We start from the raw sequence: 18,778 nt of genomic DNA, 5'->3' as shown, positions 1-18,778 counted from the left end.
TTACTTCGGAATATTGTTAATCAATGTGATGATGGCGATGGATACTGATACGAGACTTGAAGTTAATCCGATGGCCTCAGCAGCAGATAATCCTTTCTTACGATTCTCAGGAAATGCTGGAATAACTATTTCAGAACCCGGTTCAATGCGTGGATTTTTCTTGAAGATAAAAAACTTGCGAATTTGATTGGAAACACCATTCGCGTAAGTAACATACATTTTTTTCTTATTCGCATTTACCGTGTAGCCACCTGCCTCTGCAATGTATTCTTTCAAGGTGAAATCTTCTTTATAGCTGACCGCCAATGGATTCTGTACGGCTCCTGTCAATTTGATTGTTTGCAATAAACGCGGAATCGTTAATTCATCGCCTGCCATCAATTGTAGGTTTTCTTGTGATGATGGATTATTTAGGATTTCCTTCAAATTAACTCCTACTGTCGTTGTCCCACGAATCAATTTACCACCTTCTAAATATCCTTCTACGCGTAAACCTCCAGCACGTTTAATCAAATCCGAGATGCGTTGTTGGTTATTCTCGATCGCGTACGACCCTGGGAAATTCACCATACCTAGAATTTTCACAGACCTTTGTTCCTCGTAATTAGGTGCCCGACGAATCGAAATGATGTCAAAGGGTTGCAAGGTGATCTGATTACCTTCGTTGGCTATTTTGTGACTTCCGTCAATCGCAAAACTAATAATTTCAATCTTGGCTGCTTTTGGGTCAGCTGTCCCATGTGTGATAATACGTCGAGCTAATTCTAGATTCGCATAACTAGCGGATTCTTTGAGACCTTTGGCAAGTAATATTAAATCACCCACTTTCATCCCTTCTTTGAATTCAAACTCGCCGGGAGCATTTACTTCGCCAACGATATTGACAAAGCGTTTTTCACGTAAGTTGTTAATCGAATAAACCTGTAACACATCTTCGCGTTGCAAAGAAATGTCGGCTGCCTCTCCACGTAAAATTTTCCCTAAATCAATCGATAATACTTCGGGGTCATAATTTTCTTTCCGACGAGTCAGGGTTGCCCGATTTAAAAAGGCATCTTCCCGCAAGCCTTCCGACTTCTTAATTAATTCTTTGACGGTATTTAACCCTGGTTCAATCGCATAATTTCCTGGTCGGAAGACAGCACCTTGGATTTCAACACGGTTTTCGTAGCGTTCAATGATGGTACCTACCGTGTAAACATCGCCGTTATTAGGTAAGAAAGTTTCAACTTCTTCTTGGCTGATGTTCAATAATTTTATTTCTCTTGATGTGTTTCTGCGTACATTAATCGTATACGTGTATGCTTTTTCAGTAAATCCTCCGGAGTAGCGTAAGAGGTCTTTGAAACTTTCACCCTTCACTAATTCGTAAATATAAGGTCGTTTTACTTCACCCATCAATTCAACGCGGTTTTCGTAATCGCCTACGCGAATAATATCTTGGTCATTTAAATGAATGTTGTCTTTTTGATCTGCACGTAAAAGGAAATCATATAGATCGAGCGTTCGAACCACTTTATTGCCGCGAATGACACGGATATTTCTAAATGATCCATTCCGATTTGGTCCTCCAGCTAGGTACAAGGCATTAAAAACAGTTGCTAATGACGAAACCGTATAGGACCCCGGGGAATTAACTTCACCCGTCAAGGTTACTTTGATGCTACGAACGCCAGCTAAGGTAACTTGCGCAGAAGATCCGCTTCCTGGTTTATTTAATCCTTGGTATAGTTGGCGCAATCGGCTGATAATTCGTTCGCTTGCTGCATCCATGGATAGTCCATTGACATAGATTGGACTCAGATTTAAAATTTTCACGGTTCCTTCTGGGCTTACCGTTACTTTGAAATTATCCAATACATCTCCGAAAATGTGAATGTTTAATTCATCGTCTGGACCTAATTGGTAGTTTTTAGGCGTTGCAATGCGCATATCGGGCTCAAAAGTGAGCTTGTCATTTTGAAATAGGCTTGCTCCGAAAATCTTTTTGTTTAATGAGTTTGATGCACGTTCCTGTAATTTATTGTATTCCGTAACTAAACTATCATTGTAAATATTTAATGGCTTAGCTAATAATTTTCGCTCTTCAATATTAAAGATACTCTCTTGTAAGACTGGGGTATTGACACGAGGTGAATAATAAGTTGGTTTATTACTTCGAATATCCTGTTGTAAGTTTCCTTTATCTAAGGCGTTGTTTTTTTGAAAGGGATCCACAGTTGCTGGGATAAGTTGCATATTAGCAACTCTTTCGCGCATTTTGGCAATATCTGCTGCGGTATACCCTTGTGTTAATGCGGCTTTTTCAATTTCACTTTCCGACATTCCGCTAGCCTGCGCTTTTTCCATGAACATGCTTACTTCCGCATCTGATAAGTCATCTACATTTCTCTTTTGGGTGCTCAATGTAAATTGCGCTTGAGCTGTTTGACCTATTAATAAGCAAATGATGCTTATGAGTAAGACACTAGATGATTTTATTTGTTGGGTAATCTTATTCATGTACTTTCAATATTTCTGTAAAGGTAAAATTTTAAATCTACCCTTTCAAATTTAAAACTTTGGACAGGAGAGATTTCGTTTCCATTTGACAAACGGTTTTTTCAATGCGAAATCGAAATCAAATAAATAGGCAATGGATAATTCATGGGCTCCGCCAGCAGCGGGTCCTAATTGCGATAAGGTTAAGTCATACGAATAGCCGATCGAGAAATTATCTTGTTTATATCCTAGCAATGCAACGATGGATTCTCGATTAGGCGTTCCGATTTTGGATTTGGCTATCGGAATTCCGCGATACCACAGCCCCAAAACCATCGGTGACCAGGTCAAATAGGCCCCCATGTCCAATTGTTGGAAATCCCCCTGTTGTTTATAATGGATGACCGGGCTAATACTCTTCTCGTTATTACGGTCCTCATAGGAATCCGCCTCGTAAAAGTTCTCTTGCAGGATGATTTTGGTCCCTACTTGCATACTGAATTTTGTTGCCAAAAGCTCTTCAGAAGAAGCAATAAGTGACTTATTTGGTTGATTCAGGTGATGCGCGGAGAATCCAATCCAATAGTTTCGAGTATTTAATAATCCGCCTACGCTTAGGTCCACGAATGACCGTTGTCTAGTCATTTCGGAAAGTAAAGGGTCATTGCTAGCACCCAAACTTCCACTTGTTAATAAATTGCTGATTTGATCTCCACTAATCAAATTGCTCATATCTAATCCTCGATTCACATACGTCCCCTGCATCCCCAGCGAAAGCGTTTGATCAGGGCTTAAATCGATGTGATAGGCGTATTGAAGTCCTAAACTCGTCGTTTTTAAGTTGGCAAATTGCTTGTCGGTCGTCGCGATAATCCCCACTCCGCTGTTAATACTCCCAATACTTAAATCGGCCGAAATGGACGTGAATTGGTAGTTGGCCTCCAAATTAGGCCATTGGTTCCTATAATTGAAATTGACTTTGGAGGTGCTATTAATCCCAGCAAAGGCAGGTGATATCAAAAGTGGGGCCGAGTAGAATTGCGACAATTGTGGATCTTGTGCTTGTCCCAAGAATGGAAGGCAAACACAGATTAGGCGAAACACGAAAATGGCTAAGCTTTTTTTCATACCGCTCATTACAGCCCCGCAATTTAGGTCTTCGCTTTACAAAAACCAATAAAATGCGTTAATTTGTACAACCTGACCCAAAATCCATGCTTCGGTACGTGTTCATTTTTTGTTTATTGATCGGGGTGAATTTTTTCACTTGGGGGCAGCGCATCGTTTATCGGAATAATTGTTTGACTCAATGTGCTGATTGTAGTGCTTCGGCTTCCAGCGACATGGCAACTGTCTTTGAATTTTCGGAAGATCTGCCTAAATCTGCCAAGTATGCGTGGGATTTTGGGGATAGTGGATCCCCTTTAAACACTTCAACAAACCGAACAGGTATTCATCAATATTGTGAAGCTGGTCCCAAGACCGTTACGTTGACTATTCAATTTGGGGCCACGACAACTAAATATACACAAGTAGTTCAGATTGGTAAATTGCCCTTCATCTACTTAGGTAAAGACGAAAAAGATTCTACGATTACGATTTGTAAAGGTCAAAAAGTGCCTTTAAATGCTTTTGGAAAGGTAAGTAAACCCAATTTTCCTGTGCAAGTTGCCTGGTTCCCTCACGGAGAAACGACAGATCAAATCACTGCGGATTCGTCTGGTTGTTATTCCGTACAAGTGACAGAGCCTACTTCAGGATGTACGGTAGAAGCTAAAATGCAGGTGAAAATCTGCGGCGATCGCGATCCGAATGCCAATATCAATAAATATGTTGACGCTTGGTATTTTGGAAATGGCGCAGGTGTGCTGTTTAATGGATCGGCAGATAATCCGAAAGATACAACGGGTGGTTTGGTCGTTCCTGAAGGAGTTGCGAAAATGACGGACCCGACTAATAGTCTGATATTTTATACCGATGGACAAAAGATTTTTGACCGGAATAACAATCCTATTTATGCGGTAGGTGATACGACCAAACGGTTGAATGGAGATCTGACAAACGCGCAAGGCGTTACCGTTATTCCAAAAACTTCATGTAAAGGTTGTCAGGCTGAATACTACGTTTTTACCTTGTCTAAAAATTCCAAAGGAGAAAATCTGCTCTATTACAGTATCGTGGATATGAAGTTGAATAAAGGGAAGGGTGGGATTTCTGTTCTTAATCAATTGGTCAGTCCGGTGCCCGCAACTTCACGTTTGTTAGCATCAGAAGGAGGGCAAGGTTTTTACTGGTTAGTAGTTCAGGACATGAATTCAAGTAATACAAGGACCTATAAGATTTCCAATGTGGGTATTTCTGCTCCGCAAAACAGTCAAGGAGGAACACAAATGACGAGTACCACGGGAAATGGATCCACGACTAAAATTTCAGTTGACTGGACTAAGATGGCTGTCGCGGTCCCGGGCCCTCCTCGGAATAAAGTGGATCTCTATGATTTTGATCCACAAACTGGGAAGCCAACTTACAAAATGAGTGTCGACTTAGGTCCAAGTCCTCCGGTTGTTTACGGTTTAGAGTATTCGCCTAATAAGGATGTGCTGTATGTGAGTTTGAAAGGGGATGGGAATAGCATATCTTCGAAAATTTTACAATTTGACTTGTCTTCTAAAGATTCAGCCAAAGTAGCCAAATCAAAAGCGGAACTCTATTCCAGCATGGAGCAGATTGGAGCTTTGCAGATTGACCCTGTATTCAACACCGTTATTTTTGTCGCCATTGATGGTAGCAATACCTTAGCGAAAATTACAAATCCCAATGGATTATTAGGCTCCACGGATACGACGATTACGAAGGCAAGTTTTGTGCGGAATGCAGTTACATTTTCAACGCCAGGGGTGACAAGCCGACTAGGTTTGCCTCCTTCCATACCTAGTCCGCAGGACCCGAGTAGCCCACCAAGTATTTCCAAGCCAATTTGTGAAGGAACATCGTTTAAGTTTACGATTGATCAAAAGTTATGCGATCCATTGAATAATGATCGAATCGATTGGAAAATATATCAAACCGTATTGAGTCCATTCCCGAATAAAATTGGTCTCACGGTTCCTTTAGATTCAACTAAATTACTGTACAGTTACACGGGCTCAACGCTGAATTTTGATTTTCCTGTTTCGGGAAAATATGTCATTACTGCAGCGATTAGTAATAGTTGTATCAAGAACTTTCCTTTGGATGCCCAAGAGTTTGATATCGTCGTGTTAAAGCCTACGAAATTGACGCCAGTATATAATCGAATTTGTAAAACGAGTGCGAGTATTACACCAACTAAATTGCCAGCTAGTTCCAATTTGCAATATCTGTGGAGTACGGGTGCACGGACGCCAACTATCAATGTTCCAGCTCCCGGGGGTAAGGTAAGCTTGATGTTGTCGGATACTGCCACAGGGTGTTCTGTTAAATTGAACACGGAAGTGAATTTTCTAGAGAATCCATACTTTATCCCAACAACTGCCTATTCGATTTGTATGGATGATCCAAAGCCCTACAATTTGCAATTGAATGGTCGTGTGGACAGTTTAACATTTGAATGGAAATTTGGTAGCACGATACTCAGCACCCAAAACAAAGTTCGTGTGACTGAAGCTGGGAATTACACGGTAAGAATTACCGATATAGATAATTGCAGCATCAATCATACGTTTGAAGTAAGCGACAAATGTGAGCCTGTCTTATTAACGCCCAATGTCTTCACACCGAATGGGGATGGGAAAAATGATTTATTTACTCCGCAGCCTAAAAGCACCAAACGTGCGAGAATCTTAGGCCTGCAAATTTTCAATCGCTGGGGAGAATTACTTTTTACGAGCAAAGGACCCGAGTTTTCGTGGGATGGTAAAGTGAATGGTTCGCGCGTGCCGCAAGAGTCCTACGTTTGGCAACTCCAATACGAATCCTTGGATTATCCAGAACGGGGAACTTTAACTGCAAGAGGTGGCGTATTAGTGGTTTACTAATATGCTCGAACCTCGATGCCTTTCATGAAATTCACGAATGATTTATTCACAACCTGATTTCCTCCTGGAGTTGGGAAATTACCCGTAAAATACCAATCCCCTAAGTGGTTCGGACATGCGATATTTAGATTCGCTACCGTTTGGTAGACAATCGATAGTTCCGCTTTCAGATTTTTGGGTTTTACGATCTCCGCAATTTTATCCGAGATTTCTTGGTCGGTAAATGGCGCATATATCGCCTTCACAAAGTTTTCTTGAGATGCTGTTCCGTTTTCAAGGGCCAACAAACATTTCAAGTTGACTTCATCCAAGATATGCTCCAAATTGCGCTCCTTTAATAAGGCCAAAGCGGCGCGGAAAGCAACAAATTCCTTCATTTTGGACATGTCGATACCATAGCAATCCGGGTAACGAATCTGTGGTGCAGAAGAAACGATTACGATTTTCTTCGGAGATAATTTATCCAAAAGACTTAAAATACTCTTTTCCAAGGTCGTGCCACGCACAATGGAATCGTCAATTAAAACGACAGAATCTACGTTCTTCTCGATTACCTCGTAAGTCGTATCATACACGTGAGAAACCATATCATCCCGCATCGCATCGCTCGCAATGAACGTACGAACTTTGACATCCTTGGATATCAATTTCTCTACACGCGGTCGGAAAGTAAGCAATTCTTCCAGTTGGTCTTCAAACAGAATCCCTTCCATGATCGCTTGCTTGCGTTCTTTGGCTAAATGATCTTCTAAACCATCAATCATGCCTAAAAAGGCACTTTCAGCGGTGTTTGGAATGTATGAGAAAACGGTGTGTTTTAAGTCCTGTTGAACCTCATTTAGAATTTGGGGGATCAATAATCGGCCTAATTTTTTACGCTCACGGTAGATATCCGGATCAGATCCGCGCGAGAAATAAATACGTTCAAACGAACAGGATTTTTGTTCAATGCGGTCGATAAATGGAACTTCTTGTACCGATCCGTCCATCGCAATAATCAATGCGTGACCCGGTGTAATTTCTTGAATTTGATCGTATGCACAATTGAATGAAGTTTTAATCGCTTGCTTTTCGGAAGCCACCACAACGACTTCTTCATCCATGTAATAATAGGCTGGGCGAATTCCCGCTGGGTCACGCGCCACAAAAGAAGCCCCGTATCCGGTCATTCCCACCATGGCATAGCCGCCATCAAAATCTTTGCAAGAGCGCTCTAAAACACGCTTTAGGTCTATGTTGGCAGCTAAAACATCCGATAATTCTGGATTTTCGTATTGGTCTTTAAACTTTCCAAATTGGCGTTGATTTTCTTCATCCAAGAAGTGACCAATTTTTTCCATCACGGTTACCGTATCCACCTTTTCTTTTGGATGCTGGCCTAAGGAAACCAATTTGTCGAACAAATCGTCCACATTGGTCATGTTGAAATTACCCGCCATCACCAAGTTTCTACTGCGCCAGTTGTTTTGGCGTAGCATCGGATGGCAGTTTTCGATTTCGTTTTGACCATGCGTTCCATAACGCAAATGGCCTAATAATACTTCTCCTGTGAAAGCCACATTGTCTTGCCACCACGCCGCGTCATGCACGGCATCAATGCCCGTTTCACGCTTCGTTTCTTTCGCCAGTTTTTGTGCTTTTCTGAATTTCTTGTTGATTTTTCCGAAGATGTCTGCCACAGCTTGAGGTTCTACGGAACGGTAGCGGCTGATATAGCGACTTCCCGGTTTGACGTTTATCTTGATATTAGCGACCCCTGCTCCATCTTGTCCCCGGTTTACTTGCTTTTCCATCATGAGGTAAAGCTTGTTTAAGCCATACATCGGCGTATTGTACTTGTCCAAGTAATGCTGAAAAGGTTTTCGCAATCGGATCAGTGCAATTCCGCATTCGTGTTTGATGGATTCAGACATTGGGGGTGTGGGTTTTGGCTAAAAATCAGCCCAAAATTAGCTAAATATTATGAGCTACAAATGTTATTTTTTGTTTTTTTAATCTAGACCTTCCAAATGCTGTAAATAAGCGTTGGAAATAGCATACACGCAATAATTCCACCTCCCAATAACAAATAAATCCAGTTGTTTTTGAAGCTGTCTGCCGGATGAATTGCTTCCCCTTTTTTAAAGTACATGAAGTAAGGAATGCGCAAATAATAATAGATGGAAACGGCCGTCATTAAAATGGCGATAAGCAATAAGGCCAAGATAGGATTGCTTTGTGTCATTTGGTACTTTTCCCATAATTGACTGAAATAGTTGACCTTAGCTAGAAAGGTGCCTGCTGGCGGCAAACCAATCAAAGCAATGAATCCTATAAATAATGCCAAAGCGCGTACGGGATAGGCTTGTCCAAAGCCCGCCCAATTACTCATGTCATCGATTTGGTATTGCGTTGTTTCTAGCTCATCTAAAATGTAGAATACTAAAATTGTACTCGCGCTATAAACCAAACTGTAAAACAATAAATTATCGACACCTTGTTCAGCAGGCATCAACCAGGCCATGGCCAAGAATCCGCCGTGTGCAATGCTGGAATAGGCAACCAAACGTTTGGCATTGTATTGACTCAGTGCACCTAAATTTCCAACGAGCAATGTGCCGATAGCCAATAGTGCAATGACATCTTGCATGGAAACAGGCACAAAATGGACGAGCCGGATGCCCAACCAAGCTACTGTGATTTTAGGTGCTGTAGAAATCCAACTCATCCAACTGGCAGGTAAACTTTCCAGCACATCGGGACTCCAAGGGTGAAAAGGTACCCAAGACATTTTGAATAAAATTCCAGTTCCCACCAGTGCTAAGGCCATGCCTGCTAAATAGGGATCGGCTGTAGCCAAGCCCCTGCTGAATGCCGAGTCCAAAATTAACATCGTTCCCGTCAGGCCATAAATCAGTGAAAGTCCATACAATAACATGGCCGATGTTCCCATGCCGAACAACACGTAAGGCAATGAAGCCCGGACGCCTTCTTTGTCTTTTCGCAAACCAACCAATAGATAGGTCCCCAAGGACATGAGTTCGATGCTTAAGAAAATACTCAGAAAATGAATGCTTAAACTTGTCAGTAGTGATCCCAATAAAATGGAGAAAAAGCCGATTTTTTCTTCAAATGAGAAGGATTTTTGTTGGTATTGGTTCATACCTATAATGACGAAACCGATCGCCAAAATCAAGCAATTAATGGCATTCGCACCCGGATTCACCCACAACATGCGAAAGGCAACAAAGCCCTCTGTTCCGTGCTTCATCCGTTGGTAAGCAAGTAATAATGCCAAAATAAGTCCCCCTTGTGCAATCAAATAGCGCCATGAACGCGCGCTTTTTTCATTTCCCCCAACCAAAAATAAATCGCCCACGATGCTCACTAGAATCCAAGCGGCAATCACTAATTCGGGTAGGATATGCTCATACCCTTGCAAAATTCTTTGCAATTGGTTAGGTAATGCTTGCATAAGTCCGTCTGCAATCATGGAATTACATTTTTTGTTTTAAATAATGTGCTGTCGGGTTATTGTCCTTCAAGGCACACATCGCCTCAGGTGTTCCTTCGAAACTTAAATGTCCGCCGTTTTCGCCGCCTTCTGGACCTAGGTCAATGATGTGGTCGGCACATTTTACGACTTCCATATTATGTTCGATGATGATGACCGTGTCGCCTTGCTCCACTAAATCGTTCATCGCTTTCAATAATTTTTTGATGTCATGAAAGTGCAATCCTGTGGTAGGTTCATCAAAGATAAAAAGCGTTTTGCCTTTGTTTCCATTTCCTTTGCCTAAAAAGCTAGCTAATTTAACTCGTTGGGCTTCCCCGCCTGACAAGGAATTCGATGATTGACCTAGTTTGATATAGCCTAATCCCACTTGAAAGAGCGGGTCAATTTTCTCGGCAATCTTGGGCGCTTTTTCTTGGAAATAGGGGATGCTTTCCTCTACCGTCATGTCCAAAATATCCGCGATGTGTTTGTCTTGAAATTTGATGTCCAAGATTTCTTGCTTAAATCGTTGGCCGTTGCATGACTCGCAGGTCAATTTAATATCAGCCATGAATTGCATCTCGATGGTGATTTCCCCTTCGCCTTGGCAAGTTTCGCATCGACCACCTTCCACATTGAATGAAAAATGAGCGGGTTTGTATCCACGGGTTTTGGCTAAAGGTAATTCCGAAAACAAGGCGCGAATCGCGTCATAAGCCTTGATGTAGGTAATCGGATTGGAACGCGATGATTTCCCGATGGGCTGTTGGTCCACCATTTCAATGCTCGCAATTTTATTGGTACTGCCGCCTAATTCGCGGAATCGTCCCGTTTCCTCGGTTCCTAATTGCAAGTTCCGCAACAATGCCGGATATAAGATTTTACGAATTAGGGTCGATTTTCCGGAACCGGAAACACCTGTTACCGCTGTCATGATGCCCAAAGGAATCTTGACGTCGATATTTTTTAAGTTATTTTCACTCGCTCCTTTGATTTCTATATGGGCCAAAGGCTTTCTACGGAAACTCGGAACTTGTATCGTGTCTTTGCCTTGTAAAAACCGCAAGGTGTGGCTGTCGGTCGTTGTGTCTTGAAGTGCTTCTTCTAAATTTCCCTGAAAACTCAGTTGGCCACCATGTCTTCCCGCATCAGGACCGATGTCAATTATCTGATCTGCCGCACGCATGATGTCTTCTTCATGTTCGACGACAATGACGGTATTGCCCATCGATTTGAGCATTTCTAAGACAGAAATCAATCTTTCAGTGTCGCGCGGGTGTAAACCGATACTTGGTTCATCGAGGATGTACATCGAGCCTACCAAGGCACTACCTAAGGAAGTTGCCAATTTGATACGTTGGAATTCACCACCGGATAGGGTAGAAGTCAAACGGTTCAAGGTCAAATAGCCCAATCCTACGCGATTCATGTAATCCAATCGATTTTTGATTTCGATGAGGATACGTTTCGCAACGGCCGTATCGGTTTCGCTCAAGGTTAATTTGTCGAAGAAATCTTTGACCTTTGAAATGGGCCAAAGCACCATGTCGATGATGGACGCGCCATCAATTTTGACATAACCAGCATCGCCGCGTAAACGGGAACCTTGACATTCCGGGCAATTGGTTTTGCCACGGTAACGTGAAAGTAGAACGCGGTATTGAATTTTATAAGTTTCTTTTTCGAGGTGATCGAAAAACTGGGTTAAACCCGCAAAGTATTTATTCCCTTTCCAAAGCAATTGCTTCTCCTTTTCCGTTAAATCCTTGTAAGGGCGGTGAATCGGGAAGTCGAAATGTATGCCATTTCGCAACAAAGGATGTAGCCAATCACTCATGCGCTCGCTTCGCCAAGGGGCAATAGCGCCTTCATAAACGGATAAATCGTGATCTGGAATGACTAAATCGGGATCTAGGCCTAATACTTTTCCGTAGCCTTCGCAGTTCCGACAAGCCCCGTAAGGATTGTTGAACGAGAACAAATTCAGACTAGGCTCTTCAAAGGCCATGCCATCTAATTCGAATTTATTGGAAAAGCTTTTGCGTTTTTGGTCTTGGATTTCGACCCAACAAACACCATCACCTTCGAAATAGGCCGTTTGTACCGAATCGCCTAGTCGGAAAATGGTCTCTTCTTCGTTGTTGGCAATCAAGCGATCAATAAGAATGGCGATTTCGTTTCGTTTTTTTGTTAGCTTTTTTAAGCTTGCCTCATCTTCCACGAGCTCCTCCAAATCCAAAATTTCAGATTCAAATTTCAGTCGGGTATATCCTTTTTGAATGAGTAATTGGCATTCCTCCAAAAGTGATCTTTCTGGGTGATTTAATAAAGGGGCTAAAATCAGAACCTTTTTTTGATCATGCGAAATGATCCAATCTACAATTGTCGAGACAGAATCCTTTTTTACTTCCTGGCCAGAAACGGGTGAAATTGTTTTCCCAATGCGGGCGAAGAGTAATTTGAGGTAGTCGTAAATTTCGGTCGTAGTCCCTACGGTTGACCGGGGATTTTTGGTATTGACTTTTTGTTCAATTGCAATCGCAGGTGCGACCCCTCGAATGTAATCCACGGCTGGCTTTTCCATACGACCTAAGAATTGGCGCGCATATGAATTTAGACTTTCGACATACATTCGTTGGCCTTCTGCAAAAAGCGTATCAAAGGCAAGTGATGATTTTCCTGAACCCGATAGGCCCGTCACGACGACCAATTTATTTCTCGGAATGGCAACGTCCACATTTTTTAAATTGTGTACGCGGGCACCTTTGATAATGATGTGTGTTTTGGGGTCTAAATTTGCAAAATCTTGGGGTGCGGGAGAACTCATATCTCAAAATTATCCTTTAATTTTGACAAACCCAACCCCTAGCTTTGGCAATCCTTGAAGGTTTGCCAAAGCTAAGTTAGCGGGAATGTTTTTTTTTGCGTTCCAACAACTTGATAATATGAAATCGACTTACTTATTTTTTGCCATTTTATTCTGCTCATTAAGTTTTAATTGCCTTGCGCAAGACCCGGTTGTCATTGCTGAAGAAGGCGCGAAAGGCGATCTGGATGTGGAGCCGGATGTAAGTGAATTAAGTTTTCGGGAGCGTTTGCATTTTGGCGGTGGAATTTCGGGTCTGAGTTTTGGAAATCCTACGAGTATCGGTATTTCACCCATGGCTGGTTACATGGCCACGAATACAACAATTATAGGGGTGGGAATGACCTATCAGTATTTTGCTTATCGTGGTTATGCGGCATCTAATTTAATCGGGGAGCGGATTTTTGTTCGTCAATACGTTCCTGCTTTGTCGGCACTTTTAGGCCAAAGTTTTCTTACGGCGCAAGTGGAAAATTTCAGCGATATAACAAATCCTAGCTATGCATATTCTAATCCGGTTTTGGTGGGAATCGGGATTGGATCTAAGATTGGAATCAATTTAAATGTGATGTATGATTTGAATTATTCTGCTACAAAAGCGTCTCCATATGGCTCTGCTTTGGTTGTCCAAGTAGGTGGATTTTTCTTTTAAATTTTTTAAAACAATTTGGCCTAAAATATTGTCTTAGTATTCGACGATTATCAACAAGAAATTCTTAATTTCGAATTCATTTATTATTCACATGTCAAAAGCACTTTTACCTGAACCTCTTTTAGTTGAGGACCCAAATCGTTTCGTTTTATTCCCGATCAAGCACGATGATATCTGGAAGTTTTACAAGCAATCACAAGCCTCTTTTTGGACGGCTGAAGAGATTGATTTGCAACAAGATTTATCAGATTGGAAGAAATTGAATGATGGCGAGCGTCATTTTATTTCACATGTTTTAGCCTTTTTTGCAGCCTCTGATGGCATTGTAAATGAGAATTTGGCCAATAATTTTTTGAAAGAGGTTCAATACGCAGAGGCGAAATGTTTCTATGGTTTCCAAATCATGATGGAAAACATTCACTCGGAAACGTATTCACTTTTGATTGATACGTACATCCAAGAGCCTAAGGAAAAAGATCGTTTGTTGCGTGCCATCGAGACGATTGATTGTGTGAAGAAAAAAGCGGATTGGGCTTTGAAGTGGATTGAGAGCGATAGCTTCGTTGAGCGTTTGATTGCATTCGCAGCGGTTGAAGGTATTTTCTTCTCAGGTTCATTCTGTTCGATTTTCTGGTTGAAGAAACGTGGTTTGATGCCAGGCTTATCATTCTCAAACGAGTTGATTTCGCGTGACGAAGGATTACACTGTGATTTCGCTTGTTTATTGTATGCGGATCACATCAAAAATAAAATTTCCCAAGAGCGTATTTACGAGATTATCCTAAATGCGGTAGAAATTGAGAAAGAATTCGTAACCGTAGCTTTGCCAGTTTCATTGATTGGTATGAACGCAGAATTGATGTGTCAATACATTGAATTTGTGGCTGACCGTTTATTGGTTTCTTTAGGTTGCCAAAAGAATTACAACGCAACCAATCCATTTGATTTCATGGAGATGATCTCCTTGCAAGGAAAGACCAATTTCTTCGAAAAGCGTGTGGCAGAATATCAAAAATCAGGTGTTATGGCTGATAAAGATTCGATGTCCTTCTCCATGGACGAAGATTTCTAGTCTTAATAGGATACAAGGAAAAGCCCAGCAGAGATGTTGGGCTTTTTTTATGGGATTCGCTCTACCAACATCGGTACGACCAGTCCAATAATGATGCCTGAAATGACATAGACCATGTGTATCCGTTTGAAGCGGGTAAAACTCGTCAAGGCTGTCATGAAGAAAAGGATGATCGCAACCACAATTAATTGACCACATTCTAATCCCAGATTAAAAGCCAAAAGGGGAGTGAAAATGGATGATTCTTTTCCTAATAGACTTTGCAGGTAATTAGAGAATCCTAGTCCGTGGATAAGTCCGAAAAACAAGACGGTATAATAAGGGATTTTAGATGAGTTGGTTTTCCTCTGATCCTTGAAGTTTAGATTTTGGATGGCTGAAAGGAAAATCGTGCAAGGAATGAGGAATTCGATCCAAGTAGGGTTTATTGTAATCCATCCGATCGTAGCGAGTGCCAGCGTTATGGAATGTCCAAGGGTGAAAGCCGTCACGAGCCACAAAACATTTTTGATATCAGACCAGGTGAATATGCAGGTGATTGCTAAGATAAACAATAAATGATCGAAGGCTTGCCAATTAAGAATATGCTGAAATCCAAGTTGTAGATACGTTTGGAAGATAGACATGGTTGAGGTTTAGTTCGTGCAATTTATTTAATTGTTCATAAAATTTTGAGTAGTTGGCTGATTATTATGACTTTAATTTAAAATTTAGCACATGAAAAATAGCATCTTAACCCTGGTATTAGTTTGCCTTTCTCTCTTCGTTTTTGCGCAAAAGCCAACAGTTGAATCACTAAAAGATGCCGAATTAGGCCGATTTAAAGTGATGATTGCCAAAGACCGTGCTGGCCTAGAAGCCGTATTGCACAACGATTTGGTTTATTTTCATTCAGGTGGAAATGCCGACAACAAAGAATCTTACATCGCTTCCATTTTCTCGGGTAAGTCGAGCTATGTTTCCATTCAAGCTGCTGAAATGCAAACGCGCGTTTATGGCAAAACGGGAATTAATACGGGGATAATTAATTTGGTAAACTTATCAGCCGATGGGAAAGAGACACCAGTCAAATTGCGTTTTACTGATGTTTTCGTTTTTGAGGCGGGGAGATGGCAAATGGTCTCGTGGCAATCCACGAAATTAGCCAACTAATTCCGCTACAAAATTTTCGATTTCCGAATAAATCATGTTAAGCTCTTCATTGCTAATACAGTAAGGAGCTAGGATGTATAAGGTATTACCGAGGGGTCTCATGAGGACCCCTTTTTTGATGAAATACTGATACGCGCGATCCCGAATGGAATGCATATATCCATTGGATTCCCCTACCGCAAGTTCAAAAGCGATGATTGTTCCTTGGATGCGAATATGTTGAATAACAGAATGGCCTACTTGGGTTAATTTCCAAGCGCGGTGACTCGCCTCAATTCGAGCAATATTTTCCCAGGTTTCCGCTTGCTCCATTAAATCCATGCTGGCCAACGCTGCCGCACAAGCCATGGGATTCGCCGTAAAAGAATGGCTATGGAAAAGTGTTTTCTTCCGGTCGTCAGACAAAAAGGTATCAAATAATTCGTTCGAACATGTGGTGATTCCCATGGCCATCATGCCGCCCGTAAGGCCTTTGGAGAAACAAGCAATATCCGGTTTATGGGTCAAATAGTCCATGGCGAACCATTTTCCCGTCCGACCGAAACCCGTCATGATTTCATCAGCAATGCAAAGCATTTGGTTTTCATGCGCAATCGAAATCAATGCATCCAATGTTTCGGGAGCATACATTTTCATGCCGCCAGCCCCTTGAATTAAGGGTTCAAAAATGAAGGCCGCATATTCATCCGCGTGATTCATTTTCTCGCGCATCGCGGCAATGCAAGCATCCGCGTCACAAGGGCTCGGTAGAAATTCGACCTCGAACAACATGTCCTGAAAAGGCGCATTGAAGGCACTGGGTGAGCCTAGACTCATGGCTCCAAAAGTATCCCCATGATAGGCGTCTTCGAAGGCAATGATTTTGCGCTTTTGCGTTTGGCCTTGATTATGGAAAAATTGCAGGGCCATTTTAATCCCCACCTCCACGGCCGTGCTACCATTGTCCGAGAAAAAAACCTTTTGGAAATTATCAGGCAAATGACCCAATAATCGCTCGGATAATTGAATTGCTGGTTCGTGCGTGAAGCCTGCAAAAATCACTTGCTCTAGTTTGAGCGCCTGTTCGTATATTTTTTGTGCCAAATACGGATGCCCATGCCCATGAATATTCACCCACCAGGACGAAATCGCATCGATGTATTTTTTCCCTTCCGCATCATAGAGATTGACTCCTTCGCCATGCGTTATCGGAATCGAAATGGGTTCGATTTGATGCTGGGTAAAGGGATGCCAAATAACCGCGGCATCTCGTTGGGATAAATTAGCGTTGGAATGATTCGGCATAATGCGCAATAATACTTGGGTTAATTTCTTTTTCTTCGTTGACACGTAACAACACAGGCAAGCCTGTATGTTTCTCAATAAACGCTTCACCAGAAGCATTTGTTTGGCCATTGAAGATAATTCCGGCCATCGGAATGTTTCGGGATTTTAAAATTTCGTAGGTCAACAGCGTATGATTGATGCTTCCCAAATAGTTTTTACTCACTAAAATAACGGGAAGTCCTAAATGCTGAATTAAGTCAAGATTCGTTTGTTGGTCGTTTAGCGGCACCATGATTCCGCCGGCTAATTCGATTACTAAATTTTGTTCTGTCTCTGGTACATGAAAGGCATTTAATTCAATACGAATTCCATCCAATTCTGCCGCGGTATGTGGTGAAAGGGGATTTTGAAGTTCATAAGTAGACGCAAAAACATGCGTCCCCGGTACCCATTGTTGGACCCAATACGCATCTCCATCGGTCAGATTACCTGCTTGCACGGGTTTCCAATAATCCGCTTGCAAGGCTTTTGTGACGATTGCTGAGCAGACGGTTTTGCCAATTTCTGTGCCAATTCCGGCGATGATGTATTTCTTAGGCATTGGATTCAAGTGTTTGAATGAGTTTTTGCATCTCGGTACGAGAAGTAATCGCCGTTAGAGTTATTCGAATGCGTTCCTTTCCTTTCGGGACCGTAGGGAAAACGATGGGTTTTACGGCAAAACCTGCGGCTTGAGCTTTGGCAGCTTTCGCACGCACCGCTTCATTGCCTGTGACAAAAAAGGTTTGAATGGCCGTAGAGCCGTCGCCCCAATGTTCCGAGGTTTGTAAACTTTTAAAGTAAATGATGTTGTCGTATAGCGCTTTTCGTTGCTCATCTGATTGCGCAACATAATCCATCGCGGTATTTAAACTCAACACATGATGCGGCGAAGGAGCGGTTGAATAGATAAACGGTCGGGCGAAATTGATCAAGTAGGAGCGAAGCACCTCTGAACCCAGCACGACCGCGCCAGCATTTCCCCAGGCTTTGCCAAAGGTTAGCACCCGGGCAAAAATGGAATCCTGAATGCCTAATTCTGCACATAAACCTGCACCTTGTGGTCCATAAACTCCGCCCGCGTGGGCTTCGTCGACGACTATTTCGAAGTTATATGTTGATTTGAGTTCGACTAATTCTTTCAGTGGAGCGATATCGCCATCCATGGAATAGATTGATTCGACGACCACCCATTTGATGGTTTCTTTGGGATATTGCTCCAATAAATGAATTAAATCCTTTAGGTCATTATGTTTAAAGATGCGTCGTTCCGCCGGTGCCAAACGGAGGCCATCAATTAAACTCGCATGCAATAATTTATCGCAGAAGATAACATGTTCTTTTTGAGCCAAGGAAGCGATAAGCCCCAAGTTTGCTTCAAACCCTGAGCTAAATAGAAGTGCTGCCTCAGCATGATGCATTTGTGCACATGATTTTTCAAATGCTTCTATGTAGCTATGATTCCCTGAAATTAAGCGCGAACCTGTGGAGCCGTTTATCGGAGTTTCTGGATTTTGCACAGATTCCCATGTTCTAAATTCATCGGATATTTGCTTAGCTAATGCACGGTCTTTCGCGAGTCCCAAGTAATCATTCGAACAGAAGTCGGTCAGTTGATCCACATCCACCAGCGCACGCAACAGCCCCGCGTCTTTTCGTTCGCTTAAGGCATTGATCAGAAGATTGTTAGCTGAATTTGTATTTGACATCTTGTGTGTAAAACTACGAAACAAGGGGCAATTCTGTGAGTAATGTGCTG

Annotated in this window: 13 protein-coding genes; 4 read left to right on the top strand and 9 right to left on the bottom strand. The window is 42.1% G+C overall.

The window, feature by feature from the left end:
- Entirely contained in the window at positions 1–2,502 is a 2,502-nt protein-coding gene (locus SKC38_RS04650) for an SLBB domain-containing protein (protein WP_377975515.1), read from the bottom strand.
- Between the two features lie 51 nt (positions 2,503–2,553).
- A complete protein-coding gene (locus SKC38_RS04645) occupies positions 2,554–3,609 on the bottom strand; it encodes a PorP/SprF family type IX secretion system membrane protein (RefSeq protein WP_377975513.1) in 1,056 nt (351 codons plus the stop codon).
- 86 nt (positions 3,610–3,695) lie between these two features.
- Here SKC38_RS04645 and SKC38_RS04640 point away from each other — a divergent pair, with 86 nt between their 5' ends.
- Complete coding sequence (locus tag SKC38_RS04640; RefSeq protein WP_377975511.1) at positions 3,696–6,497, top strand: T9SS type B sorting domain-containing protein; 2,802 nt, start codon at positions 3,696–3,698, stop codon at positions 6,495–6,497.
- Here the strand turns inward: SKC38_RS04640 and SKC38_RS04635 are convergent.
- The 3 genes from SKC38_RS04635 to uvrA form a co-directional block, all read right to left on the bottom strand.
- The gene (locus tag SKC38_RS04635; protein ID WP_377975510.1) at positions 6,494–8,410 is read right to left on the bottom strand and encodes an amidophosphoribosyltransferase; all 1,917 of its coding nucleotides are present in this window, start codon (positions 8,408–8,410) and stop codon (positions 6,494–6,496) included. The genes SKC38_RS04640 and SKC38_RS04635 overlap by 4 nt on opposite strands.
- Before the next feature lie 83 nt (positions 8,411–8,493).
- Positions 8,494–9,969, bottom strand: a complete 1,476-nt coding sequence (locus tag SKC38_RS04630) for an NADH-quinone oxidoreductase subunit N (RefSeq protein WP_377975508.1) — start codon at positions 9,967–9,969, stop codon at positions 8,494–8,496.
- Between the two features lie 4 nt (positions 9,970–9,973).
- Entirely contained in the window at positions 9,974–12,799 is a 2,826-nt protein-coding gene (uvrA, locus tag SKC38_RS04625; protein ID WP_377975506.1) for an excinuclease ABC subunit UvrA, read from the bottom strand.
- A 118-nt stretch (positions 12,800–12,917) separates the two neighbouring features.
- Here uvrA and SKC38_RS04620 point away from each other — a divergent pair, with 118 nt between their 5' ends.
- Together SKC38_RS04620 and SKC38_RS04615 are read left to right on the top strand one after the other, a co-directional pair.
- Complete coding sequence (locus SKC38_RS04620) at positions 12,918–13,490, top strand: hypothetical protein (RefSeq protein WP_377975504.1); 573 nt, start codon at positions 12,918–12,920, stop codon at positions 13,488–13,490.
- Between the two features lie 91 nt (positions 13,491–13,581).
- Positions 13,582–14,562 carry a ribonucleoside-diphosphate reductase small subunit gene (locus tag SKC38_RS04615; RefSeq protein WP_377975502.1) on the top strand — a complete coding sequence of 327 codons (981 nt, stop codon included), beginning with the start codon at positions 13,582–13,584 and terminating at the stop codon, positions 14,560–14,562.
- Between the two features lie 47 nt (positions 14,563–14,609).
- Here the strand turns inward: SKC38_RS04615 and SKC38_RS04610 are convergent, their stop codons facing one another.
- The gene (locus SKC38_RS04610) at positions 14,610–15,188 is read right to left on the bottom strand and encodes a HupE/UreJ family protein (RefSeq protein ID WP_377975500.1); all 579 of its coding nucleotides are present in this window, start codon (positions 15,186–15,188) and stop codon (positions 14,610–14,612) included.
- A 91-nt stretch (positions 15,189–15,279) separates the two neighbouring features.
- On the opposite strand from SKC38_RS04610, the gene SKC38_RS04605 reads away from it, so the two are divergent.
- Entirely contained in the window at positions 15,280–15,714 is a 435-nt protein-coding gene (locus tag SKC38_RS04605) for a nuclear transport factor 2 family protein (protein WP_377975498.1), read from the top strand.
- Here the strand turns inward: SKC38_RS04605 and bioA are convergent.
- The 3 genes from bioA to SKC38_RS04590 are packed head-to-tail and all read right to left on the bottom strand — an operon-like array spanning position 15,703 to position 18,728.
- Positions 15,703–16,998, bottom strand: a complete 1,296-nt coding sequence (bioA, locus tag SKC38_RS04600) for an adenosylmethionine--8-amino-7-oxononanoate transaminase (RefSeq protein WP_377975496.1) — start codon at positions 16,996–16,998, stop codon at positions 15,703–15,705. The genes SKC38_RS04605 and bioA overlap by 12 nt on opposite strands.
- Entirely contained in the window at positions 16,976–17,581 is a 606-nt protein-coding gene (gene bioD, locus SKC38_RS04595) for a dethiobiotin synthase (RefSeq protein WP_377975494.1), read from the bottom strand. Before bioD ends, bioA begins: the two co-directional genes overlap by 23 nt.
- On the bottom strand, positions 17,574–18,728 hold the full coding sequence (locus SKC38_RS04590) for an aminotransferase class I/II-fold pyridoxal phosphate-dependent enzyme (RefSeq protein WP_377975492.1): 1,155 nt from the start codon (positions 18,726–18,728) through the stop codon (positions 17,574–17,576). The genes bioD and SKC38_RS04590 overlap by 8 nt, the downstream gene beginning before the upstream one ends.
- Positions 18,729–18,778: the final 50 nt, after the last annotated feature.

The organism is Aquirufa echingensis (assembly GCF_042714525.1).
Lineage (GTDB): Bacteria > Bacteroidota > Bacteroidia > Cytophagales > Spirosomataceae > Aquirufa > Aquirufa echingensis.
This window is presented reverse-complemented; position numbering and strand designations above follow the sequence as displayed.

What these genes read in the sequence shown, in the direction of transcription:
- SKC38_RS04650 (WP_377975515.1), bottom strand. Translation starts at nt 2,502, where the DNA reads ATGAATAAGATTACCCAACAAATAAAATCATCTAGTGTCTTACTCATA.
- SKC38_RS04645 (WP_377975513.1), bottom strand. Translation starts at nt 3,609, where the DNA reads ATGAAAAAAAGCTTAGCCATTTTCGTGTTTCGCCTAATCTGTGTTTGC.
- SKC38_RS04640 (WP_377975511.1), top strand. Translation starts at nt 3,696, where the DNA reads ATGCTTCGGTACGTGTTCATTTTTTGTTTATTGATCGGGGTGAATTTT.
- SKC38_RS04635 (WP_377975510.1), bottom strand. Translation starts at nt 8,410, where the DNA reads ATGTCTGAATCCATCAAACACGAATGCGGAATTGCACTGATCCGATTG.
- SKC38_RS04630 (WP_377975508.1), bottom strand. Translation starts at nt 9,969, where the DNA reads ATGATTGCAGACGGACTTATGCAAGCATTACCTAACCAATTGCAAAGA.
- uvrA (WP_377975506.1), bottom strand. Translation starts at nt 12,799, where the DNA reads ATGAGTTCTCCCGCACCCCAAGATTTTGCAAATTTAGACCCCAAAACA.
- SKC38_RS04620 (WP_377975504.1), top strand. Translation starts at nt 12,918, where the DNA reads ATGAAATCGACTTACTTATTTTTTGCCATTTTATTCTGCTCATTAAGT.
- SKC38_RS04615 (WP_377975502.1), top strand. Translation starts at nt 13,582, where the DNA reads ATGTCAAAAGCACTTTTACCTGAACCTCTTTTAGTTGAGGACCCAAAT.
- SKC38_RS04610 (WP_377975500.1), bottom strand. Translation starts at nt 15,188, where the DNA reads ATGTCTATCTTCCAAACGTATCTACAACTTGGATTTCAGCATATTCTT.
- SKC38_RS04605 (WP_377975498.1), top strand. Translation starts at nt 15,280, where the DNA reads ATGAAAAATAGCATCTTAACCCTGGTATTAGTTTGCCTTTCTCTCTTC.
- bioA (WP_377975496.1), bottom strand. Translation starts at nt 16,998, where the DNA reads ATGCCGAATCATTCCAACGCTAATTTATCCCAACGAGATGCCGCGGTT.
- bioD (WP_377975494.1), bottom strand. Translation starts at nt 17,581, where the DNA reads ATGCCTAAGAAATACATCATCGCCGGAATTGGCACAGAAATTGGCAAA.
- SKC38_RS04590 (WP_377975492.1), bottom strand. Translation starts at nt 18,728, where the DNA reads ATGTCAAATACAAATTCAGCTAACAATCTTCTGATCAATGCCTTAAGC.